Source organism: Bdellovibrio bacteriovorus, from assembly GCF_041888015.1.
Taxonomy (GTDB): Bacteria; Bdellovibrionota; Bdellovibrionia; order Bdellovibrionales; family Bdellovibrionaceae; genus Bdellovibrio.
In genome coordinates this window covers 1365149-1382037 of sequence record NZ_CP168968.1, presented here as the reverse complement: position 1 = coordinate 1382037, position 16889 = coordinate 1365149, and the positions used below count along the sequence as shown (strand labels likewise).

Here is a 16889-nt window from a genome sequence, read left to right as displayed (position 1 = left end):
CTCTCCTATTTCATTGAATCGTTGTACTCTGTCACAATCAGCAAGCCCGCACCAAAAACATGCAGTCGATGGGAGGTTTGTTGGCAAGACACGGAACCATTGAAAATTTGATGAATCATCAGGCTGGCGGCTTTCAGCAAAGATTTCATTTTTTGCTCCCTTATAAGAAGATCACGGAATTGTGTTCTGCTTGTTTTTTGAAGATGCCCTGCTCCGCCCTCCTGCTCAATTGCCAAAATAAAGGTATCATATTTTGATCCTATTATCTAATTTAGGTGTAGTTTATTGAATAAAGTATCAAATAATTCAAAGCCCCTCTAAGCCTTCAGGACTTCACCGCATCTATCAAAAGAGCCAACTGCAATGCCCTTTCATTTGGGATTGGATCCCGACATATCTATGGACGCCCGCTAGGCAACGGTGTAAACCAGTGCCTTATGGCGCATTCTAAAAGTTCATTTCAGTCATTTTCTCGTCTTTTCGCTTATACAAAAAAACACCGTCGGGACTTCTATCTTGGCAGCTTGTTTTCGTTCCTGAATAAAGCCTTTGATATTGCCCCGGAAATTCTGATCGGTATCGCCATCGACGTGGTCGCCAATCAGGAAAAATCCTTCTTGGCGCGCTTTGGCTTTGAATCCCCGTGGCATCAACTGCTGCTGTTATCCGTGCTGACTTTGCTGATCTGGATGTTTGAGTCTTTGTTTGAATATCTGCTGCTTTTAAAATGGCGCGGCCTTGCTCAGTCCTTACAGCACGAGTTCCGCACCGAGGCCTATGAGCATCTGCAAAAGCTGGACATGTCCTTCTTTGAAGATCGCAGCACTGGGGGCTTGGTTTCCATTTTGAATGACGACATCAACCAGCTGGAACGCTTCCTGAATGTGGGAATGAACAGTTTGATTCAGGTCTTTACCGCCGTTCTTCTCATCGGGGCAGTTTTCTTTGCCATGGCTCCGAATATCGCGGTGTTTGCGATTCTGCCTATTCCCATTATTTTGTGGGGAGCTTTCTACTTCCAAAAACGAGCAGCGCCGTTGTATCTGGATGTGCGCGAAAAGGCCGGGAACATCGGCTCCCGCCTGGCGAACAATATCGCGGGTATGGCCACCATCCGCAGCTTCACTTCGGAGCTGATTGAAGCTCGCAAAGTGGCGCGCGACAGCTCCAGCTATCTGGAGGCCAATAAAGAGGCTATCAAAGTGTCTTCCGCTTTCAATCCGTTGATTCGTATGGCGGTTTTGATGGGCTTTATTGCAACCTTCATTATGGGTGGACAGATGGCTCTCAATGGCGAACTGAACGTCGGATTTTATGGCGTTCTGGTCTTCCTGACCCAGCGTCTGCTGTGGCCCCTGACGGGGTTGGCTGACACCGTGGATCTGTTCGAGCGCGCGATGGCTTCTGCCGACCGTGTTCTGGATTTGATCAAAACCCCGATCCACCTAGAACTTCCTAAAGAGAAAAAGCAATTTGATCACTCTCACGGAATTGAATTTAAGGATCTGTCGTTTGCCTATAGCAACGGTCTCCCGATTCTGAAGAACGTCAACATCACCGTGCCTGCCGGTAAGACGGTGGCTATTGTGGGACCGACTGGTTCTGGAAAAAGCACGATCACCAAATTACTTCTGGGCTTCTATAAAGCCTCCGGAGGAAGCATTCTTTGCGGAGGACAGTCCATACAGGATTGCGATCCTCAAGATCTGCGCAGTCATATCGGCTTGGTCAGCCAGGACGTCTTCCTGTTCCAAGGAACTATTTTTGAGAATATCGCCTATGGAAATCCTGTGGCCACACGTGATCAGGTTATTGAAGCCGCCCGCAAAGCCCATGCGATGGAGTTTATTGAAAAACTTCCGCAAGGACTGGACACCCTGATCGGCGAACGCGGCCAAAAACTGTCCGGCGGTCAACGCCAACGCCTTTCCATTGCACGAGTGATCCTGAAGAATCCACCGATACTGATTTTGGATGAAGCCACTTCAGCGGTGGACAACGAAACCGAGGCGGTGATTCAGGCCTCTTTGGCTGAAGCCACCAAAGGGCGCACGACGATTGTGATCGCTCACCGTCTGTCAACAGTGACTCAAGCTGACAACATCTATGTTGTCGCCCAAGGGCAAGTGGTCGAAAACGGCACCCATCAGCAGCTTTTGCAGGAACGAAAACTTTACTTCCAATTGTGGAATGCACCTCTTTAGGTGCATCCACGAATCAGACTCAGAGTTCGATGCGGACCTCCCTTTCCGGCCAGATTCTTTCTTTCAATTCAAAACTCGTTGCCGTCTGAGCAAGATCTTTGGGGATTTCTTTCACGATGCACTCGCGCAACTCCCGAGAGAAATTCTGACGAACTTTCCCCAAAAACTGCGGCGGAGCAATCAGAACCAGCTCTTCAAAGACATTCTGTTGCCGTTTTTCTTCCAGATGGGCCGCCACCTTTTTGGCAAACATTTCTGACACCCGATCCGTTGGGGACTGTTTTTTTACAAGTTGTCCGCCATGAATGCTGGAGCTGTTAACAAAGCCAGGTCGGTCCGCATTAATATCGATAGACTTCAGGCGCCCCCGGGGATTTTCCAACTTTTCAACGAATTGCACCTCACCGTTGTTGCCGCGGCGATCACTGATAAAAATCTTCGCCTCACATCGGTTGACCACAACAATCCAAGTTTTCATGATATTCCTCTCTCTGCGAAGGGTTCTCCTTCTACTATAGCGACATAGTGACATTCCCAACAACATGACCCCTTACACTGGACTGCCACAAGACACTTTGAACTGCCTTCAAAAAGGACCGAAGATAAAAACTGACTTCATCTATCCTATCCCGGAGATCCTCATGCTCGAAAAACTCACTCACAATGATTTGCTCAAGCTCACCTCCGTCACCGAGGGACCTTGTATTTCCATCTATATCCCAGGTATGCCCGACAAGACTTTGCAGCTGGAGTATGAAACTCTGGTTCGCAGGGCCGCTCATCTATTGTCACTGGATCGTCGCAACGGAGAAAAGGAGCGCGTTTTAGCTCCGCTTTATAACTTTAATCCCGCCGAACATTTGCAGCGCTCTGATTTTGGGATGGCCATCTTTGTGAACAGACACTGGGCAGGCTTCTATCTGGCCGGACACCTCCTGCCCTCTAAAGTCGTGGTGGCGGAAACCTTCCACTTGCGTCCTTTACTGCAGGATCTGCAGGGGGAAAGCAGTTGTCACATCCTGACCTTGTCGCCAGCCGAAGCAATTCTACTTCATTGCAATGGTGGAACCGGAACGGAAATTCATACTTTCTTGTTCCATCAAGGCCAACATAGCAACAGCATCCATTGGAAACATCTGGATGAAAGCGAGACTTCGCAAATTCCCCATTTAAAAAGCCACCTGCGAGGCCGGGGGACAGAGGACACCCAGTGTAAGAAGAAAGGTTTAAAGTTATTCCTGCGCTGGATTGAAGCCAAGATCGGCAAAGAGCACGGATACAAAGAGATCCCTTTGTTAGTATTTACCAGTGAAAATATGTTTCACGCCTACAAAGAGATCACCAACCATCCCAACCCTGTTTTGTTCAAAAGGGAGCCTTCACGCAACAGCTATCGCACCGAGGGACTGATCCATCAGGCCCAGCTCTATCTGCAAAAGGAAAACTCTCAGCAAAAAAATGTGTCGGCTCATGAGCTTGAAGACATGAGTCGCCAAAAGAAAGTCATCGACGATCTGGTGAAAATCAGCCGCGCCGCCATGATTGGCAAAGTACGAACTTTGTTTTTACAAAACAACAGTGAAGTCTGGGGAGAACTCAACAGAAGAAGCGGTCACATCACCTTTCACGAAAAGCAAACAACCGCCAAAGATGATGACGTTCTGGACGATATAGCCTGCGAAGTGATTCGCCACGGTGGCGAAGTGGTCGTTTTGGGACGCGCCGACATGCCCAGCTCATCCCCTGCCGCAGCTATCTTAAATTCTTAAAGATCAGCCCTTGCCCCAAAGAGGCTTGGGCTGTCTCTATCTTGTCAATTTTCAATGCTTGCATATAACCCAAAACCAAAGCCATATTTGAAATATCAGAAATGCGGTAATCACTGTCGATCTCTGCGTCTTTCAACCAAACACGCTGCTTCAAGGCTTCGTTCAAATCACTTTGTGTGAACTCGGAAGCAGCTTTATTAACCTGACGCTGCACCGACATGGAAATTACCCCACCTACACCCACCCAGCGAGCACTTGGTGCCATTTTCTTAAAGTACGCAGGCACATTCAAATACGCATGATTTTTTGCCAACTGCAAAGAGGCTTCCCTTTGCAGACCAATCGGATTTGGCGAAGAATGATTTTTAGGATCCTTAAACTGCAACACTTGTAAAATTCTGTTTTTGAAAGTCACAGATGCCAGGTCACCTTCATAGATATGCACTTTTCCCTTTTCGCGGGAATACATCTGCATCGAACCTCCGCCAATATCCCAGACAATCAGATTTCGGGTGTCAGAAATATTCTTCTGAGCCAGGGCCGACCAATAGCCCAGCTCAGCTTCCTGCTCTTGAGAAATCACCTCCACCGGGATCTGCAAATCCTTGGCAAGGCCCTGCGCCACAGCCCTTCCGTTCTTAGCAACACGGAAGACGGATGTTGCCACAGCCGTTATGCGCTTCACCTCATAGGTCTTTACTTTTCCGAGCAGCGCCTGAATCTGCGGCGTGGCTTCCTGAATCACCTTTTCTGACAAAGTTCCATCGGCTGACTTTTCCAACGCTTCGTTAAATGCCAAAGGCAGACGGTCTTCAAAAATAACCTTCACAATTTTCTTTTCACAAGTATCCACCGTCGCCACATAGGCCTTGGTCGTTCCTGAGCCAAGGTCCAAGGCCGCGCGATTTTCCAAGCAAGGCTGAGCCCAAACAGTTGCAGATGAGAGTGAAATCAGGACAAAGATCTTTTTCATGCCGTCATGCTAACGGAAGACCTGTTTTGGGGCAAGTTTCCTGTCACCTGGGGGCCAATTGCCTCTGAAAGTCTGTGTACAGGCTTCTGTTTTCAGCCGAGCCTGGCACCAATGATGCTTCTGAAGATGCTATGGGTACGAAACCGATCCATCCATGACAAAGGAGAAGACACATGGAAACCACAACCGGTGAAATCAGAAAGAAAATGGGCGATATCAAGGAAAATGTAGCGCACAGTCTGGAAAGAAGCGCCTGGAGCGACCGCTATCACGCCGTCGAATCCAAAGTGAGAGAGGGCGTGGATGCCTCTGAAGAGTTTGTAAAGGCCCATCCGTTCTACACGATTTTGGGCGCGGCCGCCATTGGCTTCGTGGCCGGGGCTCTGATCAATCGCAAACACTAAAGTCATTTAACAACAATAACAGACCGGTTGCAAAGACAGTGCATCCAATCCCTGAGCACCGCCTTTGCAACCGCACTAGGAAATGCACACCAGGAGAATGCTATGAAATGGCTCAGCTTTATCCTTCCTTTTGTCCTTGGCTTTGGACAAAAGCCCGACAAACCACGAAGAAGCCTCAAGGAAACTGCACTGGAAATTTATGATGTAATCACCATCCGCAGCCGAACAGCGGTTTTTTTGAGCATGGCCGGTCTTGGCGCCATTGCCTTTATCTGTGGTGGCTTCTTTATGTTTTTGTTGGAATCCACAAGACAATATGATCGCGCTGGCATCATCGTTTGGAATTCCACACTGATCACCAGTGGTGTTCTGGTTCTGCTGGCACTGGGGGGATTGGGGTATGTATATTTTATGGCTTGGCCAGGAGTACGGGCTGCCCGCAACCGCCAGGAGATTCGCGCCGAAGAACATCGCCGCCAACAGGAACACCCCGTGGGCTCTTTAGAACAAGCTCTGGCCGCCTTGGTAATGGACTTCGTCAAAGAACGCGAGTTCAAACGCGAACATCGCACCAGCTCCCCGCCACCGCCGACGGATTCATCACGCTCACAACAAAGCTCATGGCCCGATCCTGAAACGGCCAGTGAAAGCCCCACAAGCTATCATTGAAGTGAGCTGTGCAGTTTGCGATACAAGGTCTTGCGATCAATCCCCAAATCACGGGAGCTCTTTTCACGGGCTCCCCGATTGGTTTTTAGTACGAAAGAAATATAAGCCTGATTCAATTCCTCTAAAGACAAGAATCTTCCTTGAGCCTGAAAAAGTCTTTCAAAGATGGGCTCCAGACTTTCATCTTTATCGTGGATATCTTCCAAAAATATTTTAAGGGATATCTCGGGTCCGGGGCTCAAAACAACGGCGCGTTCGATACTGTTTTCCAACTCGCGCACATTACCGCTCCAGGGACGTGAGACCAAAAACTCATCCACTTCCCGACCCCAATGCTTTGCGGGCATCTGATAACGCTGTAAAAACTTATCCAAAAAATGGTGCGCCAACGGCAGAATATCCTCAGCCCGTTCCCGCAGTGGCGGCATCCTGATGGACACCACCTTCAAGCGAAAATAGAGATCCTCACGGAATCGCCGTTCCACCACATTTTCTTCCAGATCACTGTGCGTTGCCGAGACAATACGCAAGTTCAAAGGACGGTAATGATTTTCACCAACCCTTTTGACTTTCTTTTCCTGCAACACCCGTAGAAGCTTCGCCTGCAGATGCAAAGCCAGGTCTCCGATTTCATCCAGGAACAAAGTTCCGCCGTCCGCCTCTTCAAAAAGTCCCTGACGGGAACTGTGCGCACCGGTGAATGCACCACGGGCATATCCGAACAGCTCGGATTCCAAAAGAGGTTCCGGAATGGCCGAACAGTTTATCGGCACAAAAGTTTTCTTCTGACGGGCGCTGAGATCATGAATCAAGCGCGCAATAACTTCCTTCCCCGTACCACTTTCACCTGTAATCAGAACATTGGCTGAACTTGCCGCCACACGACGAGCCATCTCCAGCACGTCCATGAAGCGTGGACTTTTTCCAATAATATGACCGGCTATATTCACAACGAACCTCGCACTTCCCCATGCGGTTCATGCCACTCGCACCAGTTCTGCTCCGGCACGATGCGACCTTCTTCGATAAACTCCAGAACTTCCACCATGGCCTTGCCCACTCCTGCGGCGGATGCGGGATTCTGCCCCGTCACCAGACGTCCGCTTTTAACCACGTGGCCTGCAAATTTCGGCGATGAGGTGTGGTGGGCTCCTCTTTCCTGCAATCGGGTTTGCAATAAAAACGGTACGGCTTTTTCCATGCCCACGGTTTCTTCCTCGTCGTTGGTAAAACAAGACACCTCATGGCCTTTCACCAGATAGCTTCCGTCAGAAAGGCGCACATTCACCAACGCCGCCGATCCGTGACAGACAGCCCCGACCACTCCATTATTTTCAAAGATCTCCTGTGTGAGCTTTTGCAGTTGCAGGTTCTCGGGGAAATCAAACATAGTTCCGTGCCCACCGGCGAAATAGATGGCACAATAATCTTTGGCATTCACCTGCCAGGGCAACAGAGTACTTTCAATTTTGCTTAAGAACTCTTCGTCATTCATCCACGTGGCATTCAAAGGATCATCCATCTTCACGCCATCCAAAGGCACTTTGCCGCCACGAGGACTGATGGAATCCACTTCATAGCCTGCCCGGATAAACTCGTCATAGGGATGTGTGATCTCAGCAAGATAAGCGCCGGTACGATGACCGGTGTCTCCAAGTTGTTCTGTACTGGTCAGAACAAAAAGAACTTTATGGCTCTTCATGGCGGCTCTCCTTCACTGGCTTTATCCTCTCTGAGAGCAGAGAGGAACTCCAGAATCCCCCGCACCGACTGCAAATCAACAGCAGATCGAGCTGGACGAAAAACCCTATTTCTTACTCAGTAAAAAACTTCTGTAAATCCGCAGTGCTGGCAAGGCCCGCCAGAACTCTTCCATCATCACGCGCCAATGTTGGGACAGCTCCCGTGCCAACCTGCTCCCATTCGCTCTGCCATTGCTGAGCTTTGGCTCGGTCAGCCTCGCTGACGTTCAAATCGGTCAACCCCAGTTGATGTGCTATCTTCGACAGCAGCACTTCATCAGAAATATCTTCACCATTCACCCACATCTCGCGTGCGACAGTGTGGCGATAGACGAGCCCCAGCATCGCATCTTTTCTTGCTGCTGCGATTGAATACTCCAAAGCTCTTCGGGTGTTGGGTTTACCGACGGGGAACGCGATATCAACCTCGGGCGCCAGCTCTTTGACGTGTACCACTTCGCGCTCCAAGGCCCGGCTCACAGCAAAGTTTGCGATCTGGCGAGGCTCCGGCAGTCCCGGGTCATGCTGCACCCCTTTCCAATCTACAGAAGCAGACAAATGCAGGGCCACCAGCCTTTCTTCCAGGGCGTAACAGAAGGGGCAGTTGAAATCACTGAATAGAACAGCCCGATGTTTCATGCAAAACCTCCTGCTTAAGTCTAGATGACTCCCTCAACAGGTCAAGTCTGCAAGTCGAAACTCCGATGGAGAAGAACGAACTTCCATGGAGAAAACTTATGCGCAATTGCATCCTTGCTTTGTTAGCCAGCTTGTTCTTTATTGCCCCGGCGTTTGCAGATCTTCGCCCTGCAGATGTGGATTTGAGCAAATACGACTATGTTGACCCGAAAAAAGAAATCCCCACACCCGCTTTGGAAAAAGCCCTGCGCTACTATGACGTCTATTTGTCAAAAATCGCCAACAAAAACTATCTGACGGTGATTGACTTCACACAAAGCTCCAGCAACAAGCGCATGTATGTTGTGGATATGAAAACCGGAGTCGTCACCCGCTATCTGACAGCCCACGGCAAAGGCTCAGATCCATCTCACACAGGTTACGCGAAAAAATTTTCCAATGTCGAAGGGTCTAACATGTCTTCGATCGGGATGTACGTGACCGGTGCTGAATACAGTGGTAAGCATGGTCGCTCGATGCGTCTGATTGGTTTGGAAAAAACCAACGACCAGGCCATGAATCGCGCCATTGTGGTGCACGGCGCCTGGTACGTCGATCCTCAGTATAAACCACTGGGGCGCAGCCAAGGCTGCCCGGCTGTCGAACAAAAATATATCAATACCGTTGTCAGCCAGCTTAAGGGTGGCAGCGTTTATTACATCTGGGCGGGGCAACCCTAGGAAAGAGTTTTCGTGGAGCTATTGTACAAGGACGAATTTTTTATTGCCGTCAATAAACCCAGCGGCTTTCACGTACATCCTCACGAAAACCCAGAACATCGTGTTTCCCGGGATAAAATCTGTCTGTACCATGCTCGTCGCATGATGAAGCAGCACGTGTACCCTGTGCACCGTCTGGATGCCGGTACCAGCGGCGTGCTGCTTTTCGCCCTGTCTTCACCTGCCGCCGGAAAGCTCTGCAAACTGTTCACAGAGCGCGCCACCCATAAAACCTATCAAGCCGTGGTCCGTGGTTATGTGAAGGAAGACGGCGATATCCAGATCCCCTTGGAGCTTGATTCCACGGGGGACCTCGTGGACGCCCATTCCAGCTTTAAACGCCTGGCAACAGTCGAATTCCCGGTCGCCGTCGGTAAAAAGTTTCCCACCGCCCGTTACTCGTGGGTGGAAGTCACGCCACACACGGGACGCTATCACCAGATCCGCCGCCATTTTAACCGCATCTCTCATCCTCTTTTAGGGGATGCCGTGCATGGGGATTCACACCATAACCGCTTTTTCCGTAATGAATTGGGTGTTGAGGGGCTTTGCTTGAAAGCCCTGCGCCTGGAGTTCACCCACCCCTGGAGTGGCGAAAAAGTCTCTATCGAGGCTCCCCCTTGTGAAAAATGGAAGAAAATTCAATTTCTCTTTGATCCTGAGCAGCCCCTGACAGACAAACTGAAATCCCTTTGACCTCCTCGGTGGACGGGCGTAGAAACAGACCCCGTTTCCGAGGTAAATCATGACTCGAGCGCAGGCTCTTAACAAACTGATGATCGTCATTGGTCTTCTATTCATTCTTCTCGTCTCCATGCAATCCCATGGTCAGACTCTTCATCACAAAATGAATGTCGAACTCTCTCCGGGTTTGAAAATGATCAAAGCTCAGGATACTTTGACGTTCCCGAAGGATTCCCCACGCAAGCTGAGCTTCCTTTTGCATAAGGATCTGCAGATCACGGTCACCAGTGCGGATGATTCCATTGCACTTCTTCATCCCGCGACCCTGAAAGAACCTTATGCTGAATATGGCCTGACTCTGGGCAATAGCGACAACAAGGTTTCACTCAGCTATTTCGGTGTGATCTTTGACCCCGTGGTGAATGACAACAGTAACGGTTTGATCTCTCCGGAAGGCGCGACTCTGTTCGGAAGCACCTACTGGTATCCGTTCTTTCTAGATACACAGAAAAACTTTGATATCACAGTTCAGACACCTGCGGACTGGATGTCTTTGATTCAAGGACAGATCACCAGTACCGCGTATCAGGGCAACAACCGTATCACGCGTTTTGTCGAGATCTACCCGCAAGAGGAAATCTATCTGGTGGCCGGCCCCTTTAAGAGCTATCAACTGGATACCGCCTCTGGGAAAAAGGTTCAGGTCCTGCTGCGCAAGGATGAGCCCGCCTTGGCCCAAAGCTTCCTGGCTCTGGTTCCGGACTATATTCAGCACTACAGCCAACTGATTGGCCCTTATCCTTATTCGACTTTCACTGTAGTGGAAAATTTCTGGGAAACCGGATACGGAATGCCTGGCTTCACACTGCTGGGGCCCACCGTGCTGCGCTTGCCATTTATTCTGAACTCGTCCCTGCCGCATGAGGTTTTGCATAACTGGTGGGGCAACAGCGTTTATGTGGATTATGAAAAGGGCAACTGGTGCGAGGGCCTGACAACTTACATGTCAGACTATTGGCAGCAGGAAAAAAGTGGCAATGATCGTGGGTATCGACTGAGCTCCCTGATCAACTATGCTGACTTTGTTGCCAGCCAGCCGGAAAAAGACTTCCCGCTGCGCCAGTTCCGGGGTCGCCACAATTCCAGCTCTCAGGCTGTGGGTTACGGCAAATCGATGATGCTTTTCCATATGCTTGAGTTCCGACTGGGCAAAGAGATTTTCATCAAAGCCCTGCAGGACTTCTATGCTCAGAATCTTTTCAAAAAAGCTTCTTTCCTGGAAATTCAAAAAAGTTTCGAAAAGGTCGCCAATCAAAATCTGGAATCCTTCTTCAGTCAATGGTTGGATCGAACTGGGGCTCCCCAACTGGAGCTGAGCGATGTAAAGCTGATGAAGTGGTATGACGGTTCAACCACGGCCACTTATATGCTGAGCCAGACCCAAGAGCTTCCTTATGATTTGAATATTCCGGTGGTGTGGACGCTGGAGTCCGGAGCTGAAGTCCGTCAAATCGCACGCTTGACGGAAAAAAATCAGATCTATTCCTTCACTTCCCACTCGCGCCCGGTGAAGATTTCCATTGATCCCGATTTCAGAATCTTCCGTCATCTTTACAGCGAAGAACGCCCTGCCACCCTGTCGTCCATCTTGGGAAGCAGTGAGCTTCACTATTATTTTGATTCCACGGACGGCAATGCCCGCAAATTTGCTGACGCCTGGGCCAGCAAAACAGACGGGAAAGATATCTATCATGATTTAAATCAGGGCATTACAGTTCCCGAAAAAGGTGCTGTAGTTTTCATTGGGGATCAGGCTGGCTTTGTGAACTTCATGAAGCAGGAATTGGCAGAGCAAAAATTCGCCGTCACCGACAAAACTCTGACTGTGGACGGACAGGTTTTCAACTTGAATGAAGTCAGCTCCGTTTTTGTGGCTCGTCTTAAACAACGCCCCCAACAAACTGTGGTGTGGGTTCGCTGGAGTGCCGACAACAATCCCGCCGAATGGGCCGGACGCCTGACTCACTATGGAACTTTTGGAGTTTTGATCTTCAAAGGACGCCCGGTTGTGCTGAAAAGCACCTGGCCGGTTAAAGCGTCTCCCCTGCAGAAACCTCTTTAAGCAGATCTTCCATCGCTTTGACTTCGGCCTCCAAAGGGCCGAAGCGCTTTTTCAGCTCCCGGCTGATTCTCATCGTCAAAGCTTCGTATCCTCGGCGTGAAGAAAACCTCCATGCCGGATGCTTGCGATACGAGCGCAGGTTCTTTTTCAAAGCTTCCAGTTCTTCCGCAAATACCAGAGAGCTTTCGTAAATCTCGTCCAGTGTCAGGTCGCTAAGATTTCCCAGTTCGGCCATGCAAATAAGCTCCAGCCGCCGTATCCCTTGATGGTCCCGGGCCTTGTAGCACGTCTGCACTTTCTGCCACATTTTAAGAGACCACTCCTGAAAGATCACTGACGACTCTGCCTGCATATCCGGATGCAGCAGTCGCGCCAGTTTTCGATAGGTCGAACGCAGAATCAGGTCCTGTTCAGCAATTTCTGAGGAAGGAGTTCCTTCCTGCAGAACACTGCCGATCATCTGATGCAAAAAATCCTTCAGATGTGATGGCATGGGCTTTAACAACTTTTGCTGATAAGGCAAGCTGGTGTTTTTCCAGATACGAGCCAACAGCTTCCAGTCCCCGCACTTCATGGCGATCTGAAACACTTCTTTAAAAAGCTCATAGCCCACTGTGGGATCAGCAAAGTGCCGGTTCATGACTTCATCCCCGGCTTCACCGAAGTAGTGATATACAGAACGCGCCTGGCGATTTAACGACCCCAGTCCACCTGCCGTACTACCCGCCAACTCAGCGGAAGGAAACAGGCTTTCTGTCACAAAATGTTCTATTCGTTTCTCGCTCTCTGGAGCCGGATCTTTGGCTGCCCACTTCAAACGCTGGTGACGCAAGTTTTCTATCACGAACTTCCAGTCTTCATCCCCGGCCTGATATTGGTGTTCTTCTTCCTTGAGCAGCACATAGGCCCGCGCCAGACTGACATTGGAGGTCTCTGCGACGTGTTTGAGATGAAGATGAAAGGTGGTAAGAGTTCGATACCGTCGTTCCAGCTGCTCGCCAGCCAGACGCTCTTTGCGGAAGGTCAGATTGTACCAGTCCTCATAAAGAAGCTGATCCCAGCGTAAAAAATCAGCATGGTCTTTTTCCAACTTGCGGATTTTCTTCAACAGACTTGCCGTGGCCGAAAACATTTCCGTGCGTATTTTAAAGTCGTCGGTCACCGAAGGACAGCGCGACGCGCATGAACCCGCTGGTTCACCATCAAAGTTGAGATCATCAAGATGCATAAGGTGCAATGCCATATCATGGGTGAAATAACCCCGCCAACAAAATCACTCTTTCGCTGAATCATTCAGCAATGATGGCGAGCGCCATAGGCCGAGATAGTCATGAAGATGGCTTGTGATGATGCCGTCCATCTTCAGATCTCGCGCTAGATCAAACTCTGCTTTCTTTCCCAAAGTCCACACGGCCAGAATCTTTTCAGGGAACTGTGCCCGTAAAGCTTGGATGTCCTCGACGGATGTCGCCTTCATATTGAAGGCGATGCCGTCATTGTCCAGATACTTCGCAGGCTCTTTGAGTGCAGCGCTGCCGTTGTGGACGATCTTCAAGAACTTCATCGCACCCAGAACTTTGTAGCGAGCCTCAGCAGACTCAAGTCCTTTAGCCCAACGCCACAGCTTATCGTGAGCTGGCAGATCATTGACATAGATAATGATGTTGGAAAAGCAATTGTAAGTGCCGCCGAGATCCACCCCAAGCGCGCACTGCCCTTGTGGGTCCAAGCGCAAAAGCTCTTCAGCCAGATCCGCCATTTCGTTTTCTTTGATCACAGGCTTCACATCCAAAACAAGACCCGTCTTTGTTTTCCGCAAAAGCTCCAAGGTTTCAGCCAACGTCAGCACCTGCCCTTTTTCCGGAGGCAGGTCTTTGTAGCGACACTCAGAACGCAAATAGCTCCACGAGGCCCTGGCAATCGCCACCTCGCTTTGGGCGCAACGAACACTCCTCCCGGTAGAGTCATCATGATGAATAACGAAGACGCCGTCTTGAGTGCGGCGCACATCCATCTCGACATAATCGGCCCCCGCTCGGGCTCCACTTAAAAAGGCCTCTGCACTGTTTTCAGGAAAAAGCTGTTCATCCCCGCGATGTGCCACAACAAAGGGATTCGAGGAATCCAGAGAGCTGAGCTCTGCAATTTGAGAAACCTCCCAGGAGTGCCAGTACCCAACAGTCGCAAAAAAACAGAAAAGTCCCACAGACCAGATTCTTTTAATCATAGAGGCCTTATCGCCACAACAGGACCTGAACTAAAGGAAAAAGCCCCTCATTGCGAGGGGCTTGAAAGGATTCAACAACACTCAGGAGGGGAAACTATTTGCCAGAAGATTCAGATTTTTCTGATTTCTCTTTTTTAATGTGTTTCTTGTGAACTTTTTCTTTTTTAACCATGGCGACTTCTGTTTTTGGTGCAGAAACCTCTGTGCCCGCAGCCACAGGAGCCTCAGTATTTTCAGCGTGTGCAAATGCGCCAGCCATCATCATAGACATCATTACGAGTGCGAACTTCATAAAAACCTCCATTTTGGTTTTTGTTTGAGTTATCTCTCTGAAATCCAAGATAGCACTCGACCGTTAAACCCCGATTAAAACGGGATTAATTCTTTTTTATCGGTTTCCCAGCACCCTATTCTCATTTTGAAACAGGCCTTATGGGTCCTCCGGCCCTCTGTCTGCATTCAGGCAACCCCTTAATATTCCGATAGGTTTCAAATGAAAAAGACAACGACCAACTCCGTGCACGTAATGTTTTTGGGCCTGACTCTTTCTTTGATTTCCTGTCAGACAACACCCCACAGGCAGCCCAGTTCTGTGGATGTTCCCACAGAGCTCAAACCTATTATTGAAAATCTTTATCGCCAGAAGTTTCAATCAGAAATCACCAAAGAGCAGTTGGAAATTATCAAACGCAAACGTGGCACCGGGAATACTCCGCGCAAGAATGAACAATTCCCACCACCAACGCCACCCTATGAAAAAGAGTTCAAAGCTCTGACGGCACAGTATCAAAAAAGTCAGCAAAAGCAGGATGCCGAATTGAATCAGGCGCAGCCCTTGCTGTCCTCGGTTCGCAGCGACACTCCGGTTTCCATTCTGGTCCGGGATGCTACACCATGGCGCCAGCAGAACCAGGAAGTAGAACTTAAAAATCCGGCTGATTTCGCTCTGGCTCAAGGCCGCCCGAATCATGTCTTTAACTTTGACCGCGTTCGCAGCACGGCCTTTGAAGTGCGTATCAAAAACTATCTGCTCAGCTATGACGATCCTCACGAGGACAGAAAAAACGATTTCCTCGAAGCTTCTATCACCTGCGATGCCCCATTCAGTATTAAGCGCACGTTCTCGGACAAAAAGTACGGGGCTCGCCAGACGGCCACCTTCCGTCTGTATGACAGCAAATACAATGGCGACAACCTGCGCCTGATCCCAAGTTCCTATGTCAAGGAGTGTGAGTTTAAGGCTGGAGAAGCCGGAGCTGCCCCTCTTTACGGCGCGCGCTTTGTTGAGCCAGCCAATCCCTACCTGGAGCTGCACAGTCTGGTGGAAGGCTGTCTGATGCCTCGAACCGATAACCTTTCTGGCATTCAGAAGTTCTTCCTGACGGATAAATTTGATTCCATGACCTGCCCGGAGGCGGTCCCTGCCGTCATCAATCTGCCGGATGCTGAAGACTCACTGAAATCCAAGGCCGAAACTCTATTAGGCCAGCCTTTGCCACGCGGCTTTATGGATCTGCGTGATCCCCTGGCGCCACTGGATTTTTCAAAGGCTCCTTTCTTTGACAGTATCTATGTCTCGTATCTGGTTTTCCGCGCGGATTACTATGGCACCTTTATGAGCCGTCTGCTGGAATTCCATGCTCAGCGGGGCTCCAAAATTAAAATTATGATTGCGGGCGTGATCACACTGGATAAAGACGTCAAAATGTTACATTCTTTGGTCGCACGCAATCCCAACATACAGCTGCAAGAGCTGAAGTATCAGGTTCCCGCCGGGGGCTCTTTGGGAGATCGCTTCGATCGCCTGCACCGCTCCATGCATGTCAAACTTCTGCTGACGATGTCCAAGTCCCAGCCTCAGAACAACGTGGCCTTTATCGGAGGTCGTAATATTCACGATGGTTTTATCTTCAAAACCCCTTACGACTACTCCAATCCGGACATGGTCAACTATGTCAAAGGAGATGAAAGTTTCGTCCACTGGCGGGACTTTGAATTTAAAATTCATTCGAAGGACTTCACTGAAAAAGTGGCCGCACACTTCCTGACAATATGGGATCGTGATGCGAAGACCATGCAGTTCCGCAGCATCAACATCAATCTGCCGCTGGCGTCGCAGGCCTCTCCGGCCTATTTCAACAACCGCGAACCCCTGATTCGCCATTATGTCTCTGTGCCTTACAAAGACGAGCAGCGCCTGATCGATCTTTATGTGGAAATGCTGGACAGCGCGAAAAAGAAGATTATGATTTCCACCCCGTACTTCCGCCCGCCCAAGCCGATCTTTGAGGCCTTGGAACGTGCCGCTGCCCGTGGCGTGGATGTGGCAGTAATCACGCGCTTGGACCTTAAGGGCGATACTGTGGACTGGATCTTGAGTGAGTCCAATAAGCCCACTGTGAACAAGCTCTATCAGAAGATCGCACTTTACGAATACACAGAACCCAAGGTGATTCTGCATTCGAAAATTGTGCTGATTGACGACGTGTTCTCTTTCCTGGGGTCGGTCAACTGGAATAAACGCAGCTTCTTCCACGACATGGAAAACGGCACCATGATTTATGGCGCCGCCTACAATCGTGAGATGACCGATATCTATAATCAGTACAAACGTGACTCCCGCCTGATTGAAGAGCGCCTGAAAAGGAACTATTTCAAGGCTCTGATTGTCGGAATTTTTGACACTGAATTCTAATTT

The 16889-nt window shown here is 49.7% G+C and carries 17 protein-coding genes; 8 read left to right on the top strand and 9 right to left on the bottom strand.

Annotated features, from left to right (window positions below; translation table 11 throughout):
- Nucleotides 1–5: 5 nt before the first annotated feature.
- Nucleotides 6–149 (bottom strand): hypothetical protein, encoded by a 144-nt coding sequence (locus ACES2G_RS06685; RefSeq protein WP_347357621.1) that lies wholly within the window; start codon nt 147–149, stop codon nt 6–8.
- A gap of 288 nt (nt 150–437) precedes the next feature.
- On the opposite strand from ACES2G_RS06685, the gene ACES2G_RS06680 reads away from it, so the two are divergent.
- Nucleotides 438–2204, top strand: a complete 1767-nt coding sequence (locus tag ACES2G_RS06680) for an ABC transporter ATP-binding protein (RefSeq protein ID WP_347357620.1) — start codon at nt 438–440, stop codon at nt 2202–2204.
- Between the two features lie 19 nt (nt 2205–2223).
- On the opposite strand, the gene ACES2G_RS06675 is transcribed toward ACES2G_RS06680, so the two are convergent.
- Nucleotides 2224–2682, bottom strand: coding sequence for a host attachment protein (locus tag ACES2G_RS06675; RefSeq protein WP_347357619.1), 459 nt, complete (start codon nt 2680–2682; stop codon nt 2224–2226).
- A 163-nt stretch (nt 2683–2845) separates the two neighbouring features.
- Here ACES2G_RS06675 and ACES2G_RS06670 point away from each other — a divergent pair, with 163 nt between their 5' ends.
- Nucleotides 2846–3973 (top strand): hypothetical protein, encoded by a 1128-nt coding sequence (locus tag ACES2G_RS06670; RefSeq protein ID WP_347357618.1) that lies wholly within the window; start codon nt 2846–2848, stop codon nt 3971–3973.
- Here ACES2G_RS06670 and ACES2G_RS06665 read toward each other — a convergent pair.
- The gene (locus ACES2G_RS06665; RefSeq protein WP_374001624.1) at nt 3957–4946 is read right to left on the bottom strand and encodes a Ppx/GppA phosphatase family protein; all 990 of its coding nucleotides are present in this window, start codon (nt 4944–4946) and stop codon (nt 3957–3959) included. The two genes, ACES2G_RS06670 and ACES2G_RS06665, sit on opposite strands and share 17 nt — an antisense overlap.
- Before the next feature lie 173 nt (nt 4947–5119).
- Between ACES2G_RS06665 and ACES2G_RS06660 the strand changes: the two genes are divergently transcribed.
- Nucleotides 5120–5350 (top strand): YqjD family protein, encoded by a 231-nt coding sequence (locus ACES2G_RS06660; protein WP_374001623.1) that lies wholly within the window; start codon nt 5120–5122, stop codon nt 5348–5350.
- Between the two features lie 102 nt (nt 5351–5452).
- Nucleotides 5453–6019 carry a hypothetical protein gene (locus ACES2G_RS06655; protein WP_347357615.1) on the top strand — a complete coding sequence of 189 codons (567 nt, stop codon included), beginning with the start codon at nt 5453–5455 and terminating at the stop codon, nt 6017–6019.
- Here the strand turns inward: ACES2G_RS06655 and ACES2G_RS06650 are convergent.
- The 3 genes from ACES2G_RS06650 to ACES2G_RS06640 all read right to left on the bottom strand — a co-directional run bounded on the left by ACES2G_RS06650 (nt 6013) and on the right by ACES2G_RS06640 (nt 8400).
- The gene (locus ACES2G_RS06650) at nt 6013–6969 is read right to left on the bottom strand and encodes a sigma-54 dependent transcriptional regulator (RefSeq protein ID WP_347357614.1); all 957 of its coding nucleotides are present in this window, start codon (nt 6967–6969) and stop codon (nt 6013–6015) included. The genes ACES2G_RS06655 and ACES2G_RS06650 overlap by 7 nt on opposite strands.
- On the bottom strand, nt 6966–7721 hold the full coding sequence (locus tag ACES2G_RS06645) for a type 1 glutamine amidotransferase domain-containing protein (RefSeq protein WP_347357613.1): 756 nt from the start codon (nt 7719–7721) through the stop codon (nt 6966–6968). The genes ACES2G_RS06650 and ACES2G_RS06645 overlap by 4 nt, the downstream gene beginning before the upstream one ends.
- 112 nt (nt 7722–7833) lie before the next feature.
- Nucleotides 7834–8400 carry a DsbA family protein gene (locus ACES2G_RS06640; protein ID WP_374001622.1) on the bottom strand — a complete coding sequence of 189 codons (567 nt, stop codon included), beginning with the start codon at nt 8398–8400 and terminating at the stop codon, nt 7834–7836.
- A 98-nt stretch (nt 8401–8498) separates the two neighbouring features.
- On the opposite strand from ACES2G_RS06640, the gene ACES2G_RS06635 reads away from it, so the two are divergent.
- From ACES2G_RS06635 to ACES2G_RS06625, 3 genes are read left to right on the top strand one after another with little or no spacing between them, the layout of a single operon-like run.
- Nucleotides 8499–9119, top strand: coding sequence for a murein L,D-transpeptidase catalytic domain family protein (locus ACES2G_RS06635; protein ID WP_374001621.1), 621 nt, complete (start codon nt 8499–8501; stop codon nt 9117–9119).
- 12 nt (nt 9120–9131) lie between these two features.
- A complete protein-coding gene (locus ACES2G_RS06630) occupies nt 9132–9854 on the top strand; it encodes a pseudouridine synthase (RefSeq protein ID WP_347357610.1) in 723 nt (240 codons plus the stop codon).
- A 49-nt stretch (nt 9855–9903) separates the two neighbouring features.
- Nucleotides 9904–11964: a M1 family aminopeptidase gene (locus ACES2G_RS06625; RefSeq protein WP_347357609.1), complete on the top strand. Its 2061-nt coding sequence runs from the start codon at nt 9904–9906 to the stop codon at nt 11962–11964.
- Here ACES2G_RS06625 and ACES2G_RS06620 read toward each other — a convergent pair.
- The 3 genes from ACES2G_RS06620 to ACES2G_RS06610 all read right to left on the bottom strand — a co-directional run bounded on the left by ACES2G_RS06620 (nt 11933) and on the right by ACES2G_RS06610 (nt 14483).
- A complete protein-coding gene (locus tag ACES2G_RS06620; RefSeq protein WP_374001620.1) occupies nt 11933–13207 on the bottom strand; it encodes a hypothetical protein in 1275 nt (424 codons plus the stop codon). The genes ACES2G_RS06625 and ACES2G_RS06620 overlap by 32 nt on opposite strands.
- A gap of 30 nt (nt 13208–13237) precedes the next feature.
- Nucleotides 13238–14191, bottom strand: coding sequence for a glycerophosphodiester phosphodiesterase (locus tag ACES2G_RS06615; RefSeq protein ID WP_374001619.1), 954 nt, complete (start codon nt 14189–14191; stop codon nt 13238–13240).
- 94 nt (nt 14192–14285) lie between these two features.
- Nucleotides 14286–14483, bottom strand: coding sequence for a hypothetical protein (locus ACES2G_RS06610; RefSeq protein ID WP_374001618.1), 198 nt, complete (start codon nt 14481–14483; stop codon nt 14286–14288).
- Between the two features lie 201 nt (nt 14484–14684).
- On the opposite strand from ACES2G_RS06610, the gene ACES2G_RS06605 reads away from it, so the two are divergent.
- A complete protein-coding gene (locus ACES2G_RS06605; protein WP_374001617.1) occupies nt 14685–16886 on the top strand; it encodes a phosphatidylserine/phosphatidylglycerophosphate/cardiolipin synthase family protein in 2202 nt (733 codons plus the stop codon).
- Nucleotides 16887–16889: the final 3 nt, after the last annotated feature.

Bases quoted from the DNA above. Each gene is read 5' to 3' on its own strand.
- ACES2G_RS06685 (WP_347357621.1), bottom strand. From the start codon at position 149: ATGAAATCTTTGCTGAAAGCCGCCAGCCTGATGATTCATCAAATTTTC.
- ACES2G_RS06680 (WP_347357620.1), top strand. From the start codon at position 438: ATGGCGCATTCTAAAAGTTCATTTCAGTCATTTTCTCGTCTTTTCGCT.
- ACES2G_RS06675 (WP_347357619.1), bottom strand. From the start codon at position 2,682: ATGAAAACTTGGATTGTTGTGGTCAACCGATGTGAGGCGAAGATTTTT.
- ACES2G_RS06670 (WP_347357618.1), top strand. From the start codon at position 2,846: ATGCTCGAAAAACTCACTCACAATGATTTGCTCAAGCTCACCTCCGTC.
- ACES2G_RS06665 (WP_374001624.1), bottom strand. From the start codon at position 4,946: ATGAAAAAGATCTTTGTCCTGATTTCACTCTCATCTGCAACTGTTTGG.
- ACES2G_RS06660 (WP_374001623.1), top strand. From the start codon at position 5,120: ATGGAAACCACAACCGGTGAAATCAGAAAGAAAATGGGCGATATCAAG.
- ACES2G_RS06655 (WP_347357615.1), top strand. From the start codon at position 5,453: ATGAAATGGCTCAGCTTTATCCTTCCTTTTGTCCTTGGCTTTGGACAA.
- ACES2G_RS06645 (WP_347357613.1), bottom strand. From the start codon at position 7,721: ATGAAGAGCCATAAAGTTCTTTTTGTTCTGACCAGTACAGAACAACTT.
- ACES2G_RS06640 (WP_374001622.1), bottom strand. From the start codon at position 8,400: ATGAAACATCGGGCTGTTCTATTCAGTGATTTCAACTGCCCCTTCTGT.
- ACES2G_RS06635 (WP_374001621.1), top strand. From the start codon at position 8,499: ATGCGCAATTGCATCCTTGCTTTGTTAGCCAGCTTGTTCTTTATTGCC.
- ACES2G_RS06625 (WP_347357609.1), top strand. From the start codon at position 9,904: ATGACTCGAGCGCAGGCTCTTAACAAACTGATGATCGTCATTGGTCTT.
- ACES2G_RS06620 (WP_374001620.1), bottom strand. From the start codon at position 13,207: ATGGCATTGCACCTTATGCATCTTGATGATCTCAACTTTGATGGTGAA.
- ACES2G_RS06615 (WP_374001619.1), bottom strand. From the start codon at position 14,191: ATGATTAAAAGAATCTGGTCTGTGGGACTTTTCTGTTTTTTTGCGACT.
- ACES2G_RS06610 (WP_374001618.1), bottom strand. From the start codon at position 14,483: ATGAAGTTCGCACTCGTAATGATGTCTATGATGATGGCTGGCGCATTT.
- ACES2G_RS06605 (WP_374001617.1), top strand. From the start codon at position 14,685: ATGAAAAAGACAACGACCAACTCCGTGCACGTAATGTTTTTGGGCCTG.